The sequence below is a fragment of the Bacillus sp. P4_E1 genome, from assembly GCF_056401715.1.
On the sequence record NZ_JBFUIV010000002.1, the window covers coordinates 382682 to 401137 of the forward strand.

Annotated in this window: 20 protein-coding genes; 14 read left to right on the forward strand and 6 right to left on the reverse strand. The window is 38.4% G+C overall.

Translation table 11 applies throughout. The annotated features are described in order from the left end of the window. Positions 1-3 precede the first annotated feature (3 nt). The 14 genes from uvrA (at position 4) to AC1DS7_RS04090 (ending at position 14143) form a co-directional block, all read left to right on the forward strand. On the forward strand, positions 4-2874 hold the full coding sequence (gene uvrA / locus AC1DS7_RS04025) for an excinuclease ABC subunit UvrA (protein WP_002016096.1): 2871 nt from the start codon (positions 4-6) through the stop codon (positions 2872-2874). A 186-nt stretch (positions 2875-3060) separates the two neighbouring features. After that, positions 3061-3441 (forward strand): phage holin family protein, encoded by a 381-nt coding sequence (locus AC1DS7_RS04030; RefSeq protein WP_002089574.1) that lies wholly within the window; start codon positions 3061-3063, stop codon positions 3439-3441. Between the two features lie 156 nt (positions 3442-3597). Continuing rightward, positions 3598-4527, forward strand: a complete 930-nt coding sequence (hprK, locus tag AC1DS7_RS04035) for an HPr(Ser) kinase/phosphatase (protein ID WP_002016091.1) — start codon at positions 3598-3600, stop codon at positions 4525-4527. A 24-nt stretch (positions 4528-4551) separates the two neighbouring features. After that, complete coding sequence (lgt, locus tag AC1DS7_RS04040; protein ID WP_002034719.1) at positions 4552-5364, forward strand: prolipoprotein diacylglyceryl transferase; 813 nt, start codon at positions 4552-4554, stop codon at positions 5362-5364. Between the two features lie 66 nt (positions 5365-5430). After that, a complete protein-coding gene (gene ppaX, locus AC1DS7_RS04045; protein WP_002112826.1) occupies positions 5431-6078 on the forward strand; it encodes a pyrophosphatase PpaX in 648 nt (215 codons plus the stop codon). Positions 6079-6131: 53 nt separating this feature from the next. Continuing rightward, a complete protein-coding gene (locus AC1DS7_RS04050) occupies positions 6132-6638 on the forward strand; it encodes an acyltransferase (RefSeq protein ID WP_002139159.1) in 507 nt (168 codons plus the stop codon). A 145-nt stretch (positions 6639-6783) separates the two neighbouring features. Continuing rightward, positions 6784-8295 carry a tetratricopeptide repeat protein gene (locus AC1DS7_RS04055; protein WP_002143728.1) on the forward strand — a complete coding sequence of 504 codons (1512 nt, stop codon included), beginning with the start codon at positions 6784-6786 and terminating at the stop codon, positions 8293-8295. A gap of 80 nt (positions 8296-8375) precedes the next feature. Beyond that, positions 8376-9332 (forward strand): thioredoxin-disulfide reductase, encoded by a 957-nt coding sequence (gene trxB / locus AC1DS7_RS04060; protein WP_002143727.1) that lies wholly within the window; start codon positions 8376-8378, stop codon positions 9330-9332. Positions 9333-9492: 160 nt separating this feature from the next. Continuing rightward, a complete protein-coding gene (locus AC1DS7_RS04065) occupies positions 9493-10299 on the forward strand; it encodes a DUF368 domain-containing protein (protein ID WP_002034722.1) in 807 nt (268 codons plus the stop codon). A 215-nt stretch (positions 10300-10514) separates the two neighbouring features. Next, a complete protein-coding gene (locus AC1DS7_RS04070; RefSeq protein ID WP_002124062.1) occupies positions 10515-10973 on the forward strand; it encodes an NUDIX hydrolase in 459 nt (152 codons plus the stop codon). A gap of 20 nt (positions 10974-10993) precedes the next feature. After that, positions 10994-11875, forward strand: a complete 882-nt coding sequence (rapZ, locus tag AC1DS7_RS04075) for an RNase adapter RapZ (RefSeq protein WP_002016084.1) — start codon at positions 10994-10996, stop codon at positions 11873-11875. Positions 11876-11878: 3 nt separating this feature from the next. Next, on the forward strand, positions 11879-12832 hold the full coding sequence (locus tag AC1DS7_RS04080; RefSeq protein ID WP_002016083.1) for a gluconeogenesis factor YvcK family protein: 954 nt from the start codon (positions 11879-11881) through the stop codon (positions 12830-12832). 88 nt (positions 12833-12920) lie between these two features. Next, positions 12921-13871, forward strand: coding sequence for a DNA-binding protein WhiA (gene whiA, locus AC1DS7_RS04085; RefSeq protein WP_002016082.1), 951 nt, complete (start codon positions 12921-12923; stop codon positions 13869-13871). Between the two features lie 23 nt (positions 13872-13894). Beyond that, positions 13895-14143: an HPr family phosphocarrier protein gene (locus AC1DS7_RS04090; RefSeq protein ID WP_002016081.1), complete on the forward strand. Its 249-nt coding sequence runs from the start codon at positions 13895-13897 to the stop codon at positions 14141-14143. Positions 14144-14666: 523 nt separating this feature from the next. On the opposite strand, the gene clpP is transcribed toward AC1DS7_RS04090, so the two are convergent. The 6 genes from clpP to spoVAC all read right to left on the reverse strand — a co-directional run bounded on the left by clpP (position 14667) and on the right by spoVAC (position 18435). After that, positions 14667-15248: an ATP-dependent Clp endopeptidase proteolytic subunit ClpP gene (gene clpP, locus AC1DS7_RS04095; RefSeq protein WP_001049163.1), complete on the reverse strand. Its 582-nt coding sequence runs from the start codon at positions 15246-15248 to the stop codon at positions 14667-14669. Between the two features lie 240 nt (positions 15249-15488). Then, entirely contained in the window at positions 15489-16358 is an 870-nt protein-coding gene (locus AC1DS7_RS04100; protein ID WP_002016080.1) for a DUF421 domain-containing protein, read from the reverse strand. A 20-nt stretch (positions 16359-16378) separates the two neighbouring features. Next, positions 16379-16585 carry a DUF1657 domain-containing protein gene (locus AC1DS7_RS04105; RefSeq protein ID WP_002034728.1) on the reverse strand — a complete coding sequence of 69 codons (207 nt, stop codon included), beginning with the start codon at positions 16583-16585 and terminating at the stop codon, positions 16379-16381. 9 nt (positions 16586-16594) lie between these two features. After that, positions 16595-16945, reverse strand: coding sequence for a stage V sporulation protein AE (gene spoVAE / locus AC1DS7_RS04110; RefSeq protein ID WP_000575919.1), 351 nt, complete (start codon positions 16943-16945; stop codon positions 16595-16597). Next, positions 16942-17958 (reverse strand): stage V sporulation protein AD, encoded by a 1017-nt coding sequence (gene spoVAD / locus AC1DS7_RS04115; RefSeq protein ID WP_000938981.1) that lies wholly within the window; start codon positions 17956-17958, stop codon positions 16942-16944. The genes spoVAE and spoVAD overlap by 4 nt, the downstream gene beginning before the upstream one ends. Continuing rightward, entirely contained in the window at positions 17959-18435 is a 477-nt protein-coding gene (spoVAC, locus tag AC1DS7_RS04120) for a stage V sporulation protein AC (protein WP_002034730.1), read from the reverse strand. Positions 18436-18456: the final 21 nt, after the last annotated feature.

Genomic DNA, 18456 nt, shown 5'->3' on the forward strand with positions numbered 1-18456 from the left:
AGAGTGAGTAAAGATTTTATTGTTGTAAAAGGTGCTAGAGCGCATAATTTAAAAAATATTGACGTAACCATTCCGAGAAATCAGCTTGTTGTTGTGACGGGATTGTCTGGTTCGGGGAAATCATCGTTAGCATTCGATACGATTTATGCAGAAGGGCAGCGTAGATACGTGGAATCTTTATCTGCGTATGCGCGCCAGTTTTTAGGGCAAATGGATAAGCCGGATGTTGATATGATTGAAGGTTTATCTCCAGCGATTTCAATTGATCAAAAAACGACGAGTCGTAATCCTCGTTCAACGGTTGGAACGGTAACGGAGATTTATGATTATTTACGTTTATTATTTGCACGAATTGGTACGCCGATTTGTCCGAATCATGGAATTGAAATTACATCACAAACAGTGGAACAGATGGTAGACCGTGTTCTTGAATATCCTGAACGTACGAAGTTGCAAGTGCTAGCGCCTATCGTGTCAGGGCGTAAAGGTGCGCATGCGAAAGTATTAGAAGATATTAAGAAGCAAGGTTATGTTCGTGTGCGCGTTGATGGAGAGATGCTGGATGTATCGGAAGAGATTACTTTAGAAAAAAATAAGAAGCATTCAATTGAAGTTGTTATTGACCGTATTGTTGTGAAAGAAGGAATTGCAAGCCGACTTGCAGATTCACTAGAAAGTGCTTTAAAGCTTGGCGGGGGCCGAGTTTTAATCGATGTAATGGGAGAGGAAGAACTTCTATTTAGTGAACATCATGCTTGTCCACATTGTGGTTTTTCAATCGGAGAATTAGAGCCGCGTATGTTCTCGTTTAATAGTCCGTTCGGCGCGTGTCCTTCTTGTGATGGACTTGGATCGAAGTTAGAGGTAGATTTAGAACTTGTTATTCCGAACTGGGATGTATCATTAAATGAACATGCGATTGCTCCTTGGGAACCGACAAGTTCACAATATTACCCGCAATTATTAAAATCTGTGTGTAATCATTACGGCATCGATATGGATATGCCGGTGAAAGATATACCGAAGGATTTATTTGATAAAGTGCTGTACGGAAGCGGGGAAGAGAAGCTTTATTTCCGCTATGTGAATGAATTTGGTCAAGTAAAGGAAAATGAGATTTTATTTGAAGGTGTTATTCCGAATATTGAGCGTCGTTATCGTGAGACGAGTTCTGATTATATTCGTGAGCAAATGGAGAAATATATGGCAGAGCAAGCTTGTCCGAAGTGTAAAGGTGGACGCTTAAAGCCTGAGAGTTTAGCTGTTTTCGTTGGTGATAAAACGATTGCCGATGTAACGAAATATTCTGTTCAAGAAGTACAGGAGTTCTTCTCAACTGTTGAGTTAACGGAGAAACAACAAAAAATTGCTCATTTAATTTTAAGAGAAATTCAGGAACGTGTTGGGTTCTTAGTGAACGTCGGTTTAGATTATTTAACGTTAAGTCGTGCCGCAGGAACTTTATCAGGTGGTGAGGCGCAGCGTATTCGTTTAGCGACACAAATTGGTTCTCGCCTTACTGGCGTACTTTACATTCTTGATGAGCCTTCTATTGGTTTGCATCAGCGTGATAATGATCGTCTTATTCGTACATTGCAGGAAATGCGTGATTTAGGAAATACGTTAATTGTTGTTGAGCATGATGAAGATACGATGATGGCTGCTGATTATTTACTTGATATCGGACCTGGTGCAGGTATTCATGGTGGTCAAGTTGTATCAGCAGGTACACCAGCTGAAGTTATGCAAGACGAGAATTCATTAACTGGGAAATATTTAAGCGGTAAAGAGTTTATTCCGGTACCACTTGAAAGACGTAAAGGTGACGGACGTAAAGTGGAGATTGTCGGTGCGAAAGAAAATAACTTAAAGAATGCGAAAATGTCATTCCCTCTAGGAACATTTGTAGCAGTAACAGGCGTATCTGGCTCTGGAAAAAGTACGATAATTAATGAAGTACTATACAAATCATTAGCTCAAAAGCTATATAAGGCGAAAGCGAAGCCAGGGGCTCATAAAGAAATTAAAGGTCTTGAGCAGTTAGATAAAGTGATTGATATTGATCAATCACCAATCGGGCGTACACCACGTTCAAATCCGGCGACATACACTGGCGTATTTGATGATATTCGTGATGTATTTGCGCACACGAATGAAGCGAAAGTACGTGGGTATCAAAAAGGACGTTTCAGCTTTAACGTAAAAGGCGGCCGTTGTGAAGCGTGCCGTGGTGATGGAATTATTAAAATCGAAATGCATTTCTTACCAGACGTGTATGTTCCGTGTGAAGTTTGTCACGGTAAACGTTACAACCGTGAAACGTTAGAAGTGAAATATAAAGATAAGAATATTTCTGAAGTGTTAGGGATGACAATTGAAGATGGGGTAGAGTTCTTTGCTAATATCCCGAAAATCAAGCGTAAACTTCAAACGCTTGTAGATGTAGGGCTTGGTTATATGAAATTAGGACAACCAGCTACGACGTTATCAGGTGGTGAGGCGCAGCGTGTGAAATTAGCTTCTGAATTACATCGTCGTTCTACAGGGCGTACGTTATACATTTTAGATGAGCCAACGACTGGCTTACATGCACATGATATTGCACGCCTTCTAGAAGTGTTGCAACGTCTTGTTGAGAGTGGTGAGACGGTACTTGTAATTGAGCATAATTTAGATGTTATTAAAACAGCTGATTATATTATTGACCTTGGACCAGAAGGCGGAGACAAAGGCGGACAAATCGTTGCTTCCGGAACGCCAGAGCAAGTAGTGAAAGAAGAGCGCTCTTATACAGGTAAGTATTTAAAAGAGATTTTAGATCGTGATAAAGCAAGAATGAAAGAGAAAATAAAAGAAGTAGAGTTATCACAATAAGTTGTTAATAAAAACCGAGTGGGAATTGCACTCGGTTTTTATTTCACTAAGGAAAACTGGTAAGGTTGTTAGTAGGTATACAAGCATGAAGGGTAGAATAAGTTGATATAAGTGTATGTATGTTACTTGCGTTTACTATCTATTAGCGTATGATGAAATATATATGTTAAAAGGATGTGTAAGGAAATGAGATGGATTGTATCACTTCTTGTAAATAGCGTTGTGTTAATCGCTGTATCTGGACTTTTAAAAGGGGTTGCACCAGACGCATTTTACATAGCCAATATACAAACTGCAATTATTGCGAGTATTATATTGGCGATTTTAAACGTATTTGTAAAGCCGCTTTTAATTTTAATTACGCTACCGATTACTCTTGTAACTTTCGGTTTCTTCTTAATTGTTATTAATGCGATTACGTTAAAGATGACGGATTCGTTATTAGGGGACGCCTTTAATATATCTGGATTTGGTGTAGCGATTGTTGCGGCAATTTGTATTTCTATTTTTAATATGATAATTGAAAAAGTAATTGTTGAACCATTACATGAAAAAAAGAGAAAATGACAAAAAGAAAAACATTTCATGATTCATATGAAATGTTTTTTTCTATTTATTAGAAACCGAGTTTCTTGTTTCCAGAAAAAAATGGTACAATATCCGATAGAATGGAATTTTACATCAAATGAGACTGAACCCGCAGCGGAGTGGAGGTTTATACATATGCCGAAAGTAAGGACAAAAGATTTAATTGAACAATTTCAATTGGAGTTAGTAAGTGGTGAAGAAGGGATTCATCGTCCGATTGATACGAGTGATTTATCGCGACCTGGAATTGAAATGGCAGGATTTTTTACATATTATCCAGCTGATCGCGTGCAGCTTCTTGGAAAAACGGAGCTTACGTTCTTTGATACGTTAACGACAGAGCAAAAGCAAGAGAGAATGAAAGCGCTTTGTACTGAGGAGACGCCTTGTATTATTGTAACTCGTAATCAAGATGTACCGGATGAGTTATTACAAGCATCACGTGAATCAGGCGTGCCTTTATTACGTTCTGCTCAAACGACGACGAGATTATCAAGTCGTTTAACAAACTATTTAGAAGGTAAGTTAGCGCCAACAACAGCTGTTCATGGTGTGTTAGTAGATATTTATGGTGTTGGTGTTTTAATTACAGGTCAAAGTGGTGTCGGGAAAAGTGAGACAGCGCTTGAACTTGTAAAGCGTGGTCACCGCCTTGTTGCGGATGATAGCGTAGAAATTCGTCAAGAAGATGAAGATACATTAGTAGGGAGCTCACCTGATTTAATTGAGCACTTATTAGAAATTCGTGGTCTAGGTATCATTAACGTAATGACGTTATTCGGTGCAGGGGCAGTACGAAATTATAAACGTATTACACTTGTTATTAATCTTGAAATTTGGGATCAAAAGAAAAATTATGATCGCTTAGGTCTTGATGAAGAGAAGATGAAGATTATTGATACAGAACTTACGAAGATTACACTTCCAGTTCGTCCTGGTCGAAACTTGGCTGTTATTATTGAAGTAGCAGCGATGAACTTCAGATTAAAACGTATGGGAGTCAATGCAGCACAACAGTTCTCTGAACGATTAATGAGTGCGATTGAGTTAGGAAATCAAGAGTAGACTCTGGAGAGGGAGGTCATATATATGCTGTTAGGTTCTGTACCACAGCTTGACCGTATAGCAGTCCAACTTGGGCCGTTCCCTGTTTATTGGTATGGGGTTATTATCGGTACAGGTGTGCTATTAGGTCTTTGGCTAGCAACTCGCGAGGGAGAAAGGCTTGGTATTCACAAAGATACATTTATCGACCTTGTATTAATCGCAGTACCAATTGCCATTCTTTTTGCGAGAATGTATTATGTCATTTTTGAATGGGAATATTATTCGCAAAATCCGAGTCAAATTATTAATATTCGTCAAGGTGGTTTGGCGATTCATGGTGGTTTAATCGGGGCTGTTATTACAGGAATCCTTTTTGCGAAACGACGCGGGCTTTCATTCTGGAAGTTAGCGGATATTGCTGCGCCGAGTATTTTACTAGGACAAGCAATTGGCCGATGGGGAAACTTTATGAACCAAGAGGCGCATGGTGATGAAGTAACGAGACAGTTTTTGGAAGGTCTTCATTTACCAGATTTCATTATTAATCAAATGTACATTGATGGTGTGTATTATCACCCAACGTTTTTATATGAATCATTATGGAACTTTGCAGGTGTTATTTTACTACTCGCTTTACGAAAAGTGAATTTACGCCGTGGTGAATTATTCTTCACATATTTAATTTGGTATTCAGTGGGACGCTTCTTCGTAGAAGGTTTGCGTACAGATAGTTTAATGTTAGGACCACTTCGTATTGCACAAGTAATGTCTATTGGAATTGTTGTTATTTCTATCATTTTCATTATTGTGAGACGAAAAATGGGGCAAGCTGATAAAAGATATTTAGAAAATTAGAGAAAAGTAGCATCTTATATAAGATGCTGCTTCTTTCATATTCAGGTAATGAAAGGATTAAGGACGATGAAAATAAATACAGTGTTATTTGATTTAGATGGAACGTTAATTAATACAAATGAACTTATTATCTCTTCTTTTTTACATACGTTAAATCACTATTATTCTAATCAGTATAAGCGTGAAGATGTATTGCCATTTATCGGTCCATCTTTGCATGATACTTTTAGTAAGATTGATGCAAGTAAGGTTGAAGAGATGATTACATGTTATCGTCAATTTAATCATGAGCATCATGATGAATTAGTGGAAGAGTATGAAACTGTATATGAAACGGTTCAAGAATTGAAGAAGCAAGGTTATAAGATCGGCATCGTTACAACGAAAGCGAGACAGACGGTTGAAATGGGATTAAAGCTTTCGAAACTTGATCAGTTTTTTGATGTTGTCGTGACGATTGATGATGTGGAACATGTGAAACCACATCCAGAACCACTTCAAAAAGCACTCGAATTATTAGATGCAAAGCCAGAAGAAACATTGATGGTTGGTGATAATCATCATGATATCGTCGGTGGACAAAATGCAGGTACGAAAACAGTAGCGGTTTCATGGACATTGAAAGGTAGAGCGTATTTAGAAGCGTATAAACCAGATTATGTGCTAGATAAAATGAGTGATTTACTACCGATTTTGTCCCGTATTAACGGGTAGTAAGATTCCTGCCGGTTAAAGTGTCACTTTATATAAGTAGAGGAGAGAGTTCAGTGCGACGGACAACGCGCTATCCTGTTTCAGGAGAAAATTCATTGTGGAATGTGTATAAAACAGTTTCTTTTTGGAAGGTAATGAAAAATTTTATTATCATCCAAATCGCACGTTACACGCCATTTTTATCCGTAAAGAATTGGTTATATCGCACGTTTTTACGGATGGAAGTAGGAAAGAAAACGTCGTTTGCACTTATGGTAATGCCAGATATTATGTTTCCAGAAAAGATTACTGTGGGAGACAATTCAATTATCGGCTATAATACAACGCTTTTAGCGCATGAATATTTAATTCGTGAGTATCGGCTCGGAGAAATCGTCATAGGGAATGAAGTTATGATTGGAGCGAATACGACAATTTTACCAGGTGTGACAATTGGAGATGGAGCTATCGTTTCTGCAGGCACACTTGTCCATAAAGATGTACCAGGCGGCGCTTTCGTAGGCGGGAATCCGATGCGTATTATTTATACGAAAGAGGAAATGGCCACTAGAGAAGGTTGATGTTAAAAATGTAACATTTCCCTTCTCTTTTTATGAATAAAAAGGAAATAATTGATTATAATATACTGTTTTGTTTTTTACGGAATCGTTTATACTTATAGATAGAAGAATGTGTGAACGAAGAAAACAAAAAACTGGAGGATATATGGGGAAAAATCAAAGAATATATAAGGAGAACGGACAAGTTATCTCTTTTAATCAGTTAGCGGACTTCTTTTATAAAAAAGGGATGAGGGCTTATAAAGGGCAAAAATTGCAAGATGCAATTAAATATTTTCGAAGAGCAGCACAAAGCGAGAAGGAGCCGTTTATTTTATGCCAACTAGCAATAGCATTATCTGAATCTGGTGAATATCAAGAGTCGAATCAGATATTTCTAAAGCTTGTTAGATCCAATCCTGAACTTGAGCAATGCTATTATTTTATTTCAAATAATTATGCATATATGGGCTTGTTTCAACAGGCGAAGAAGTATGCAGAGCGATATTTAGAAGTTGCGGAAGAGAAGGAATTTGTAGAAGATACATTAGAATTGCTTGAGATTATGGAAGAAGATGCAATGGGTGCGGAAGAGATTGAGGATGAAGATGAGCTAATTGTTATGCAAGAAGAAGCGAACCGCTACATTCGTAACGGACAATTAGAAGAGGCGATTGCTACACTAGAAGTTGTTACGAAAGAATATCCAGAATTTTGGTCAGGACATAATAATTTAGCGATTGCACATTTTCAATCAGGTAATGTAGATCAAGCGCTTAAGTTAACAGAAATGATTTTAGAGAAAAATCCTGGTAATATGCATGCGCTTTGTAATACGCTTATTTTTCTATATTCAATTGGAGAGCATAAGCAAGTAGAGTCATTAGCGGGGCAGTTAGTTTCGGTATATCCAATTTCATTTGAGCATCGTTTGAAACTTGGAACAACGCTTGCAACAATTGGTCATTTTGAACCTGCATATAAATGGTTCAAAGTATTAAAGCGTCAAGGGTACGAAGGAGACGTCAGTTTTTATTACTGGTTTGCATACTCTGCGTATATGGTGAAGGAACAGCAAGTAGCTGAAAAAATGTGGCAACATGTTGTAGAATTGCATCCTGATAAAAAAGGAAAAGAACCGTGGAATGCACTGAATTTAGCAGATGAAGGACAAAATCTTTTATTTGAAGAGTTACGAAAATCATTTCAGCAAAGTACGACGCTAGAAGAGAAAATGCTAGCTTTATATTTAATGAATGAATTGTCAACACCAGAGAAGGTTGGATTCTTCTTTGATGTAACGCAAGCGAAAAATGGTGTTCCAATCGTATCGCAACTTGCAAAATATTTCTTTTTACTTAATAGTCATAAAAGCATCCCAGCTGATTTACAGCAATTTGAAAAGTGCGTACGAATCGCGGATGCATTATACAATTATACGAAAAAAGACGATGAATTAATCGAAGAGTGTTTGAATTTTTGGTTTTGCACGTTCATACGTTTATATACATCTGGAGCGACTTTTACAAATGTGTACGGTTGGTCAGCGGCAATTGAATACATTGTGCGCGGCGAACAAAGAAATAAGATGACACAGGCAGAGCTTGGTGATGTATATAATGTATCTGTAGCGACTGTACGAAAGTATGTGCAGGCTGTTAAGCGCACGCACACGTAGGGTAGGCAAATCATTGGGAAAAAAATGATGCTAACAGTATAATGAGGGTAACTTAATGTGTATGAATGGGAGTGAATAGTGTGTCAGAAGAAAAAATTTATGATGTCATTATTATTGGTGCAGGACCAGCTGGTATGACAGCTGCGGTATATACATCTCGTGCGAATTTAAGCACATTGATGCTTGAGCGTGGTATTCCAGGTGGACAAATGGCAAATACAGAAGATGTAGAGAACTATCCAGGTTATGAGTCTATTTTAGGACCAGACTTATCAAATAAAATGTTTGAGCATGCGAAGAAATTTGGTGCTGAATATGCATACGGTGATGTGAAAGCAATCATCGATGGTAAAGAGTACAAAACAATTATTGCTGGTAAAAAAGAATATAAAGCACGTGCAATTATCGTTTCAAGCGGTGCAGAGTATAAAAAAATTGGTGTGCCAGGTGAAACAGAACTTGGCGGCCGCGGTGTATCATATTGTGCAGTATGTGATGGTGCATTCTTTAAAGGGAAAGAACTTGTTGTTATTGGCGGCGGAGATTCTGCTGTTGAAGAGGGTGTGTTCTTAACACGCTTCGCATCAAAAGTAACGATCGTTCACCGTCGTGACACTCTTCGTGCACAGAAAATTTTACAAGATCGTGCTTTCCAAAATGAGAAAGTAGATTTCATTTGGAATCACACTATAAAAGAAATTAACGATGCAAATGGTAAAGTAGGAAGCGTAACACTTGTAGATGTAAACAGCGGAGAAGAACAAGAAGTTAAAACTGACGGCGTTTTCATATACATCGGTATGTTACCATTATCAAAACCGTTTGTTGAGCTAGGTATTACAAATGAAAATGGTTATGTTGAAACGAACGAGCGTATGGAAACGAAAGTTCCTGGTATTTTCGCAGCTGGTGATGTTCGTGAAAAAATGCTTCGTCAAATTGTAACGGCAACAGGCGATGGTAGTATTGCAGCGCAGAGTGCACAGCATTATATAGAAGAGTTAGTAGAGGAACTAAAGACTGTAACAGAAAAATAAGGTTATTTTTCCTTTTGAGAAGAAAGCTACCGATAGGTGGCTTTCTTTTTTTGTCCAAATGTCAAACTATTGTCAAAAACAATTAAGAATATAATGATTCTTATTGTTATACTAGAATTTACGGGAAAAATCATTATAAGAAATGAGGAATTTATTCAGTATGGAATGGCGTAATATATATCGTGGATTTTGTATGGGCGTTAGTGATTTAATTCCTGGTGTGAGCGGCGGAACAATCGCTGTTGTGTTGGGGATTTATGAACAATTGCTTGCAGCAATTAGCGGATTCTTTAGTCGTGAATGGAAAAAACATTTAGCGTTTTTAATCCCACTTGCAGCTGGTGTAGCGGCAGCTTTTCTAACGTTAAGTCACGTTATTAAATATTTATTAGCAAATCATTATGAACCGACTCAATTTTTCTTTCTCGGTTTAATTATTAGTATATTACCGATGTTAATGAGAGAAGCTGATGCAAAGGCAACGTTTAAAGGTAGTCATATTGTCTTATTAATAATTGCAGCAATTCTTGTTGCAATAACAGCATTCTTTAAACCAGATAAGGCAGCTGATCCGATTACGACGTTAACAATTTTAAATGCAATTGGTTTATTTTTCGCAGGATGGATGGCTAGTATGGCTATGCTTCTTCCTGGAATTAGTGGATCGTTTATTTTATTAATTATTGGTGTGTATCCAACAGCAATTAACGCTTTAACTACACTCAATTTACCGTTAATCGTGGTTATCGGTGCCGGCGTGATGGCCGGATTTGTTGTAAGTAGTAAAGGAATTAGTTATTTGTTAGATCGTTATAAAAGTATGACATTTGCGGCAATTATTGGGCTCGTTATCGGGTCGATTGTCATTGTATTCCCTGGCATTCCGACTGGTGGAATTTCAATTGTAAGTTCAATTATTACTTTTATTTTAGGATTTGCGGTTGTTACTTATTTCGGTAAGAAATAAGTGTTTTAATCCCCTTAACGATAAAAATCGTTAAGGGGATTTTTATGTGCTATTCATGGGAAGTAAGGTATTTTGATTGCTTGTTATAGAAAGAATTTTTACAATTGCTTAGCGAAAGGGGACTGGCACCTTCGTTGTAGCAAACTGTTTTTGATAGTATAATGAAATGAGTATGCAGTGAGAAATTTTGCTGCAAGTAGCTGAGGTGAAGAAACATGCAAAGAGTGACAAACTGTGTGTTAATTAGAGATAATGAAGTACTCTTACTCCAAAAACCTCGCCGGAATTGGTGGGTTGCACCGGGCGGGAAAATGGAGCGTGGTGAGACAGTAAGAGATACCGTTGTTCGCGAGTATCGTGAAGAAACAGGTATTTATTTAAAGAATCCAGCATTAAAAGGGGTCTTCACTTTTGTCATCCAAGAAGGTGATAAAGTTGTTTCTGAATGGATGATGTTCTCCTTTTTAGCAACAGATTTTGCAGGAGAAAACAAATTAGAGAGCGAAGAAGGCATCATTGGTTGGCATACATTTGATAAAATTGATGATTTAGCAATGGCACCAGGAGATTATCACATTATTGATTATTTAATTAAAGGGAATGGTATAATCTACGGTACATTTGTATATACCCCAGATTTTGAGTTGCTTTCATATCGATTAGATCCGAGTTAAACCTGCAAGGAGAGGATACGATGACAGAGAATAATGATATAAAAATGGTAATTATTACAGGGATGTCTGGAGCTGGAAAGACGGTAGCGTTACAAAGTTTCGAAGATTTAGGATATTTTTGTGTAGATAATTTACCACCGATGTTATTGCCGAAGTTTATTGAACTTATGGCAGATTCAAAAGGTAAAATGAATAAAGTGGCACTCGGTATTGATTTACGTGGCCGAGAGTTTTTTGAATATTTATGGGGAGCGCTTGATGATTTATCAGAACGTACATGGATTATTCCTCATATTTTATTTTTAGATGCGAAAGATAGCACACTTGTAACTCGTTATAAAGAAACGAGACGTTCGCATCCACTTGCGCCAACTGGCTTGCCGTTAAAGGGAATTGAAGCTGAGCGTGGTCTCTTAACTGATATGAAGGCACGAGCGAATATTGTGCTTGATACATCTGATTTGAAACCGAAAGAATTACGAGAAAAAATTGTTCACTTATTCTCAACAGAAACTGAGCAAGCATTTCGTGTAAATGTTATGTCATTTGGATTTAAGTACGGAATTCCAATTGATGCTGATTTAGTATTTGATGTTCGTTTTTTACCAAATCCATATTATATTCCACATATGAAGCCATTAACAGGACTGGATGAAGAAGTTTCGTCGTATGTGTTGAAATTTAATGAAACACATAAGTTTTTAGAGAAATTGACGGATCTTATCACTTTCATGCTGCCTCATTATAAAAGAGAAGGTAAGAGTCAACTTGTAATTGCGATTGGATGTACAGGTGGGCAACATCGTTCTGTTACGCTTACAGAGTACCTTGGGAAACATTTGAAACCAGAGTATAGCGTTCATGTATCTCATCGTGATGTGGAGAAGAGAAAGGGCCATTAAGGGATGAAAAAAGAGAGAAAACCTAAAATTGTTATCATGGGAGGTGGAACTGGACTTTCTGTTTTATTAAGGGGATTAAAACAATATCCTGTTGATATTACAGCAGTTGTAACAGTAGCCGACGATGGAGGCAGTTCAGGTAGACTACGTGATGAGCTAGAAATTCCACCTCCAGGTGATATTCGTAACGTACTTGTTGCGTTATCGGATGTAGAACCATTAGTGGAGGCTTTATTTCAGCACCGTTTTACAACTGGAGACGGACTGAAAGGGCATGCGTTAGGAAATTTACTATTGGCAGGTATGACTTCGATTACAGGAGACTTTTACCACGCGATTACGGAAACGAGTAAAGTATTAAATGTCAGAGGACGTGTATTACCAGCAGCGAATCAAAGTGCGGTACTTCATGCAGAATTAGAAGATGGAGAAATTGTAACAGGTGAATCAAAGATTCCTCATTTCGGGAAGAAGATTAATCGTGTCTTTTTAACTCCAGAAGATGTAGAACCGTTATGTGAAACGTTGACGGAAATTAAACGAGCTGATTTGCTTGTTTTCGGTCCAGGAAGTCTGTACACAAGTATATTACCGAATTTAGTTGTTAACAAAATTGGAGACGCTGTTCTTGCTGCAAAAGCGAAGAAGGTATATGTATGTAATGTTATGACGCAAGCGGGCGAAACGAAGGGTTATACTGCATTTGATCATGTGCAGGCGTTACATGATCATTTAGGTAAACCATTTATCGACACTGCGATTGTAAATAATCGTGATATTCCTCGTGAATTACGTAAGTTATATGAGGAAGAGATGTCGGAACCAGTTGCACTGGATACAAATCGTTTTGCTGAACATAATATCGAAATCATTCAAGATCGATTAGCGAAATATGATGATCGTGTTGTAAGACATGATACATTAAAGTTAGCTTCTATTTTATATTCATTGTTATAAATGTGCGTTGCCTCATTTGAGGTAACGCTCCTCATTCATATAGGACAAGATTTTTGTTCCAAAGTAATAGTATAAGGAGGTGTTGACTGTGTCATTTGCATCAGAAACAAAGAAAGAGTTGACCAACCTTGAAATGAAGGAATGCTGCGAGAAATCAGAATTATCGGCGTTGCTTCGAATGAACGGATCGCTTTCTTTTTCAAACCGTCGCCTATCTATCGATATTCAAACGGAAAATGCAGCAATTGCAAGAAGGATTTATACGCTTTTGAAAAAAGGATATGATGTGACGGTAGAATTACTTGTTCGTAAAAAAATGCGATTGAAGAAAAATAATGTATATATCGTGCGGCTTGTTGAGAAGTCTCGCGAAATATTAGCAGATCTTCACATTGTTCGAGATGACTTTTCGTTTATTCGAAATATATCGCAGGAATTAATCGAGAAGAAATGTTGTAAACGATCGTATTTACGCGGTGCATTTTTAGCAGGTGGTTCAGTAAATAACCCAGAAACATCATCTTATCATTTAGAGATCTTTTCGTTATATAAGGAACATAATGATTCTATATGTGAACTGATGAACGGATTTGATTTAAATAGTAAGACGTTGGAAAGAAGAAAAGGGTACATTACGTATTTGAAAGAAGCTGAAAAAATTACAGAGTTTTTAAATATTATAGGTGCTCATAATGCACTTTTAAGATTTGAAGATATTCGAATTGTTCGCGATATGCGTAATTCAGTAAATCGTTTAGTTAACTGCGAAACAGCTAATTTAAATAAAACAATTGGTGCAGCGCTAAGGCAAATTGAGAACATCCGCTATATTGATGAGACGGTGGGGCTTGATATTTTGCCAGATAAATTAAGAGAAATTGCACAGTTACGAAGAGATTATCAAGATGTAACATTGAAAGAGTTAGGTGAGATGGTATCCGGGGGGAAAATTAGTAAATCGGGTATTAATCATCGTTTGCGTAAAATCGATGAAATTGCAGAGAAATTACGCGCGGGGGAAACAGTAGCAAAAAAATAAAAGGTTAAAGGGGAAATGGAGCTGTGGTTCAAAAACTGGTTAAAGTGGCATTAAAAAACGGCTTACAAGCACGTCCGGCTGCGTTGTTTGTACAAGAGGCAAATCGCTTTCATGCGGATATCTTCATCGAGAAAGATGGAAAGACAGTGAATGCAAAGAGCATAATGGGGATTATGAGCTTAGCAATCGGAACTGGTAGCATGATTACAATCACAACAGAAGGTTCAGATGCAGAAGAGGCTTTGGAAGCATTAACTGCATATGTACAATAAAGGGTTATCGCGAATGTGCGATAGCTTTTTTTATTTTTCTGTTTGTGGGGTGCGTGGTTGGTGTGATAACGAATGATCGGTGGGTATATAGCTGGTTCGCGCTTGTCGGGAATGGTCGGTAAGTCGATAAGTTGTGTCGAAACGCCGATATAATTTGAGTTGTGGTCGATAAAATTGAAAAATCACCGATATATTGGATTAGATACTAGGTGGGGTATGTGATACCCTTGTACATAATAAAAAAAGCGCCCTGTAATAGGGCGCTTCCGCTTATAGATGTATCCAGCTCCAGCGGCTAGAATGGTCGGTGGCTTCGCTTCTTCCGTCGAGGTAAAAAGCACCTCTTTGTCAGAAGCTCCATCCCCCTCTCATTCTGAACGAGCCGCTTCCGCTTTTAAGTATATCCAGCTCCAGTGGCTAGAATCTCCGGTCGTTTCGCTTTTACATTCGAGGCAAAAAGCGCCTCGGATGTAAAAGCTCCAACGCCCTGCGATTCTGAACGAGCCACTTCCGCTTTTAAGTATTAACGATTTGTAAAGATCTTATCGATTAAGCCGTATTCTAGAGCTCTTTCTGCTGTCATGAAGTTGTCGCGGTCTGTGTCGCGTTGTAGAACTTCAAGTGGTTGACCTGTGCGGTCAGCAAGAATTTGGTTTAATTTTTCACGTAAGAATAGGATACGTTTTGCAGCGATTTCGATTTCAGTCGCTTGACCTTGTGCTCCGCCAAGTGGTTGGTGAATCATAACTTCACTGTTTGGAAGTGCGTAACGTTTTCCTTTTTCACCTGCTGCAAGTAAGAATGCACCCATAGATGCAGCCATACCGATACAGATTGTTGATACTTGTGGTTTAATAAACTGCATTGTATCGTAAATTGCCATACCAGCTGTGATAGAACCACCAGGGCTGTTGATGTAAATGTGAATATCTTTTTCTGGATCTTGAGATTCCAAGAATAAAAGCTGGGAAACGATTGAGTTTGCTACGTTGTCATCAATTGCGCTACCAAGCATAATGATGCGATCTTTTAATAGTCGAGAGTAAATATCGTAAGCGCGTTCTCCACGATTTGTTTGTTCAATTACTGTAGGAATTAAATTCATCTGTTATTTCCTCCTTTAAAAGCTTTCTTAGTCTTATAATACAATTATGGTCAATGAAGGTCAAACGAAACCACTTTAAATCAAAAAATATGTAGTTGTATCATGATTTATTCGCTATGTTTTTAAAATTCCCTGCTTATGTATCTTCAACATCATAACCGAATTACATAAATTTAAACGTGATTAATGGTGTGGGAAAGGCAAAAGAACGCCTTTTGTATAGAAGCGTTCTTTCATTTTTTATTCTTTTAACAGATAGGTTACTTTATTTAAGATTTTCTCGATTTGTTTTGCGTTTTTACTATACATATCACTCGCTGATTTTGATTTCGTTTCTAAAGAGAATAATTCAAGATCTGCATTGCATTTCTTTAAGGATGCCAATAGTAAAGGCTTGTTTTGAGGAGAAGGCATTTGGAGTTTATCATTATAGATGTCGATAGTAAGTTGTCCGTATGAATCAACTTGACCAAGAAAGACATTTTCAATGACAACACCGAGTTTTTCTAGCTCAGAATGTAACCAAGCGCGATTATGCCCGCTAGCAGAAAGAGGTTCATCTAATACATTTCCATCCATAATAACAGTTTGCGGTTCTTTTTCGTTTGGCACTTTTAAGCTGATATCTTTTGCTGTAAGTGGTTGGCGATCTTTCTTTAATAATACATTTAATTCACCGCTCGGTTCTAGTACAGCAAATTCAACATCAGCTACGCTGAACGCATTTTTTCCTCTGAGAAGCTCAAGTAATTCATCACTTGTATACTTTTCTTTCTTTAAATTATCTTCAAGTATTTTGCCATCTTTTATTAATACGGTAGATTTTCCTTCAAAAAAATCTCGAGCTGTTTTGTTCTTTAAAGAGAGGATTCCAGTGAAAAAAGGTACCACAGCGAAAATGAGTATCGCAAAGACGCCGTGGAAAAATTTTGAATCAAGCCCTGTAGATACTTGGGCAGCGATGTCACCGATTGTCATTCCGGCTATGTATTCAAAAAAGGAGAGCTGAGAGATTTGTCTTTTTCCTAACCATTTCGTAATAGCGAATAAAATAATTAATATGAATACAGAGCGAAGAATGACAAGTGTCCATTCCGGCAGGTGAGACATAGTCATTTCCTCCAGTCTACTTAAAACCCTTTATATTGAGGTTCTTCACGTTCTAATACTGAAACTCTATTCTGTAAATCGGTGATGATGCTGTCCATTTCTAACATACATTCATGAAATACACGTTTTGATTCCGCGTCCTGTGAATTTAGTGAAAGGGAGCTTAAACTTGCTTGAGCGCCCCTTACACTGGCAAGGCAGGTTTTAACGCTAGCGATAACTGTCATACGAACACCTTATCCTTTCGGTTTGAATAGCAATGCTCCAATGAAGCCGAAAATAATGGCAGCTGATACACCAGCACTCGTTACTTTAAACATGCCGGTAATAACGCCGACGATGCCATGTTTGGCTGCTTCCTCCATCGCGCCATGAACGAGGGCATTACCGAAACTTGTAATAGGTACAGTTGCCCCAGCGCCTGCAAAGTCGATTAATGGTTCATACAGATTGAATCCATCTAATATAGCTCCAGCAACAACGAGTGTTGCCATCGTATGAGCGGGGGTTAGTTTGCCGACATCAAACATAAGCTGTCCGATTACGCATATGAGTCCACCAATGACGAAAGCCCAGAAAAAAATCATTGCGTTGCACCTCCAAATTCAATCGAAACAGCGTGAGCGATGCACGGAATCGTTTCTTCTTGTTGGAATGTAAGTGGAGATAGTAAAGCGCCTGTCGCAACGACAAGTATTTTCTTGAATTCTCCTCTTTTCATTCGGTTTAATAAATGTCCGTATACGACTGTTGCTGAACAGCCGGGACCACTTCCACCAGCTATGACAGGTTGACCTTCTCTATAAATGATGATTCCGCAATCTTGAAATTGCTCGCTCTTTACCTTTGTTCCATGTTTATGTAGTAGGTCGTAAGCGATTTCGCGACCGACATGTCCAAGGTCACCTGTTACGATTAAGTCGTAATAAGAGGCGTCAATTTGTCGTTCGCGTAAATGAGCTTCAATCGTATCGACAGCAGCTGGCGCCATCGCACCACCCATATTAAAAGGATCTGTTAGTCCCATATCAATAACTCGTCCAATGGTGGCCGATGTTACTTGTGGACCATATCCAGTGTCGCTTAAAATAGCCGCGCCTGCACCGGTCACTGTCCACTGAGCCGTAGGAGGTTTTTGACCACCATATTCAGTTGGATAGCGGAATTGTTTTTCTACCGCAGCGTTATGACTTGATGCCCCAGTTAATAAATACTTTGCACCTTTTGCATTTACGATACTTGCGCCGAGTGCTAAGCCTTCCATAGAGGTAGAACAGGCGCCGAATAAACCGAGATAAGGTGTTCCGAGTGTGCGGCATGCAAAGCTCGTTGGAGTTATTTGGTTAATTAAATCCCCTGCGAGTACGAATTGAATATCGTCTTTACGGAGCTTTGCCTTTTCGGTAGCGCGGCTACAAGCTTCTTCAAATAAAATTTTATGCGCCTTTTCGTAAGAATCTTGTCCGAGCCATAAATCTTCATGCAGGGTATCGAAGTCTTCAGGAATTTTTCCATTTGCCTCAAATGGGCCACCGACTACACCTGTTGAGATGATAACTGGTTTGTTTTCGAATACCCATGTTCGGTGTCCTTGTAACATTTACAGCCCTCCCCATTGAAAGAGAATCGTTTTAATAAGAGCGATGACAAAAGCTGAAAATACGCCAAATAAGATGACCGATCCTGCTAGTTTAAACATGTTACCACCAACGCCGAGAACGAACCCTTCTGTACGGTGTTCAATACACGCGGCAATAACAGAGTTACCAAATCCAGTAACGGGAACTGCGGTACCAGCACCAGCAAATTGTCCGAGGCGATCGTAGACGCCAAATCCCGTCAGTAGCATGGAGATAAAAATAAGAGTTGCAACGGTAGGGTTCCCGGCAGATCTTTCAGTGAAATCAAAGTACGTAATATAAAAGGTGGAAATCAGTTGGCCTATTAGACAAATTAATCCCCCGACGAAAAAAGCTTTTATACAATTTTTTAAAACGGGGCGCTTCGGTTCGCGCTGTTGTTCGAATTTTTTATATTCTTGTTGTACAGGTGTTAAATTTTTATCTTTACTAGACATTTGAATCCTTCCTTCTCTTTT

Bases quoted from the DNA above. Each gene is read 5' to 3' on its own strand.
- AC1DS7_RS04030 (WP_002089574.1), top strand. From the start codon at position 3,061: ATGAGATGGATTGTATCACTTCTTGTAAATAGCGTTGTGTTAATCGCT.
- hprK (WP_002016091.1), top strand. From the start codon at position 3,598: ATGCCGAAAGTAAGGACAAAAGATTTAATTGAACAATTTCAATTGGAG.
- lgt (WP_002034719.1), top strand. From the start codon at position 4,552: ATGCTGTTAGGTTCTGTACCACAGCTTGACCGTATAGCAGTCCAACTT.
- ppaX (WP_002112826.1), top strand. From the start codon at position 5,431: ATGAAAATAAATACAGTGTTATTTGATTTAGATGGAACGTTAATTAAT.
- AC1DS7_RS04055 (WP_002143728.1), top strand. From the start codon at position 6,784: ATGGGGAAAAATCAAAGAATATATAAGGAGAACGGACAAGTTATCTCT.
- AC1DS7_RS04065 (WP_002034722.1), top strand. From the start codon at position 9,493: ATGGAATGGCGTAATATATATCGTGGATTTTGTATGGGCGTTAGTGAT.
- AC1DS7_RS04070 (WP_002124062.1), top strand. From the start codon at position 10,515: ATGCAAAGAGTGACAAACTGTGTGTTAATTAGAGATAATGAAGTACTC.
- rapZ (WP_002016084.1), top strand. From the start codon at position 10,994: ATGACAGAGAATAATGATATAAAAATGGTAATTATTACAGGGATGTCT.
- AC1DS7_RS04080 (WP_002016083.1), top strand. From the start codon at position 11,879: ATGAAAAAAGAGAGAAAACCTAAAATTGTTATCATGGGAGGTGGAACT.
- clpP (WP_001049163.1), bottom strand. From the start codon at position 15,248: ATGAATTTAATTCCTACAGTAATTGAACAAACAAATCGTGGAGAACGC.
- AC1DS7_RS04100 (WP_002016080.1), bottom strand. From the start codon at position 16,358: ATGTCTCACCTGCCGGAATGGACACTTGTCATTCTTCGCTCTGTATTC.
- AC1DS7_RS04105 (WP_002034728.1), bottom strand. From the start codon at position 16,585: ATGACAGTTATCGCTAGCGTTAAAACCTGCCTTGCCAGTGTAAGGGGC.
- spoVAE (WP_000575919.1), bottom strand. From the start codon at position 16,945: ATGATTTTTTTCTGGGCTTTCGTCATTGGTGGACTCATATGCGTAATC.
- spoVAD (WP_000938981.1), bottom strand. From the start codon at position 17,958: ATGTTACAAGGACACCGAACATGGGTATTCGAAAACAAACCAGTTATC.
- spoVAC (WP_002034730.1), bottom strand. From the start codon at position 18,435: ATGTCTAGTAAAGATAAAAATTTAACACCTGTACAACAAGAATATAAA.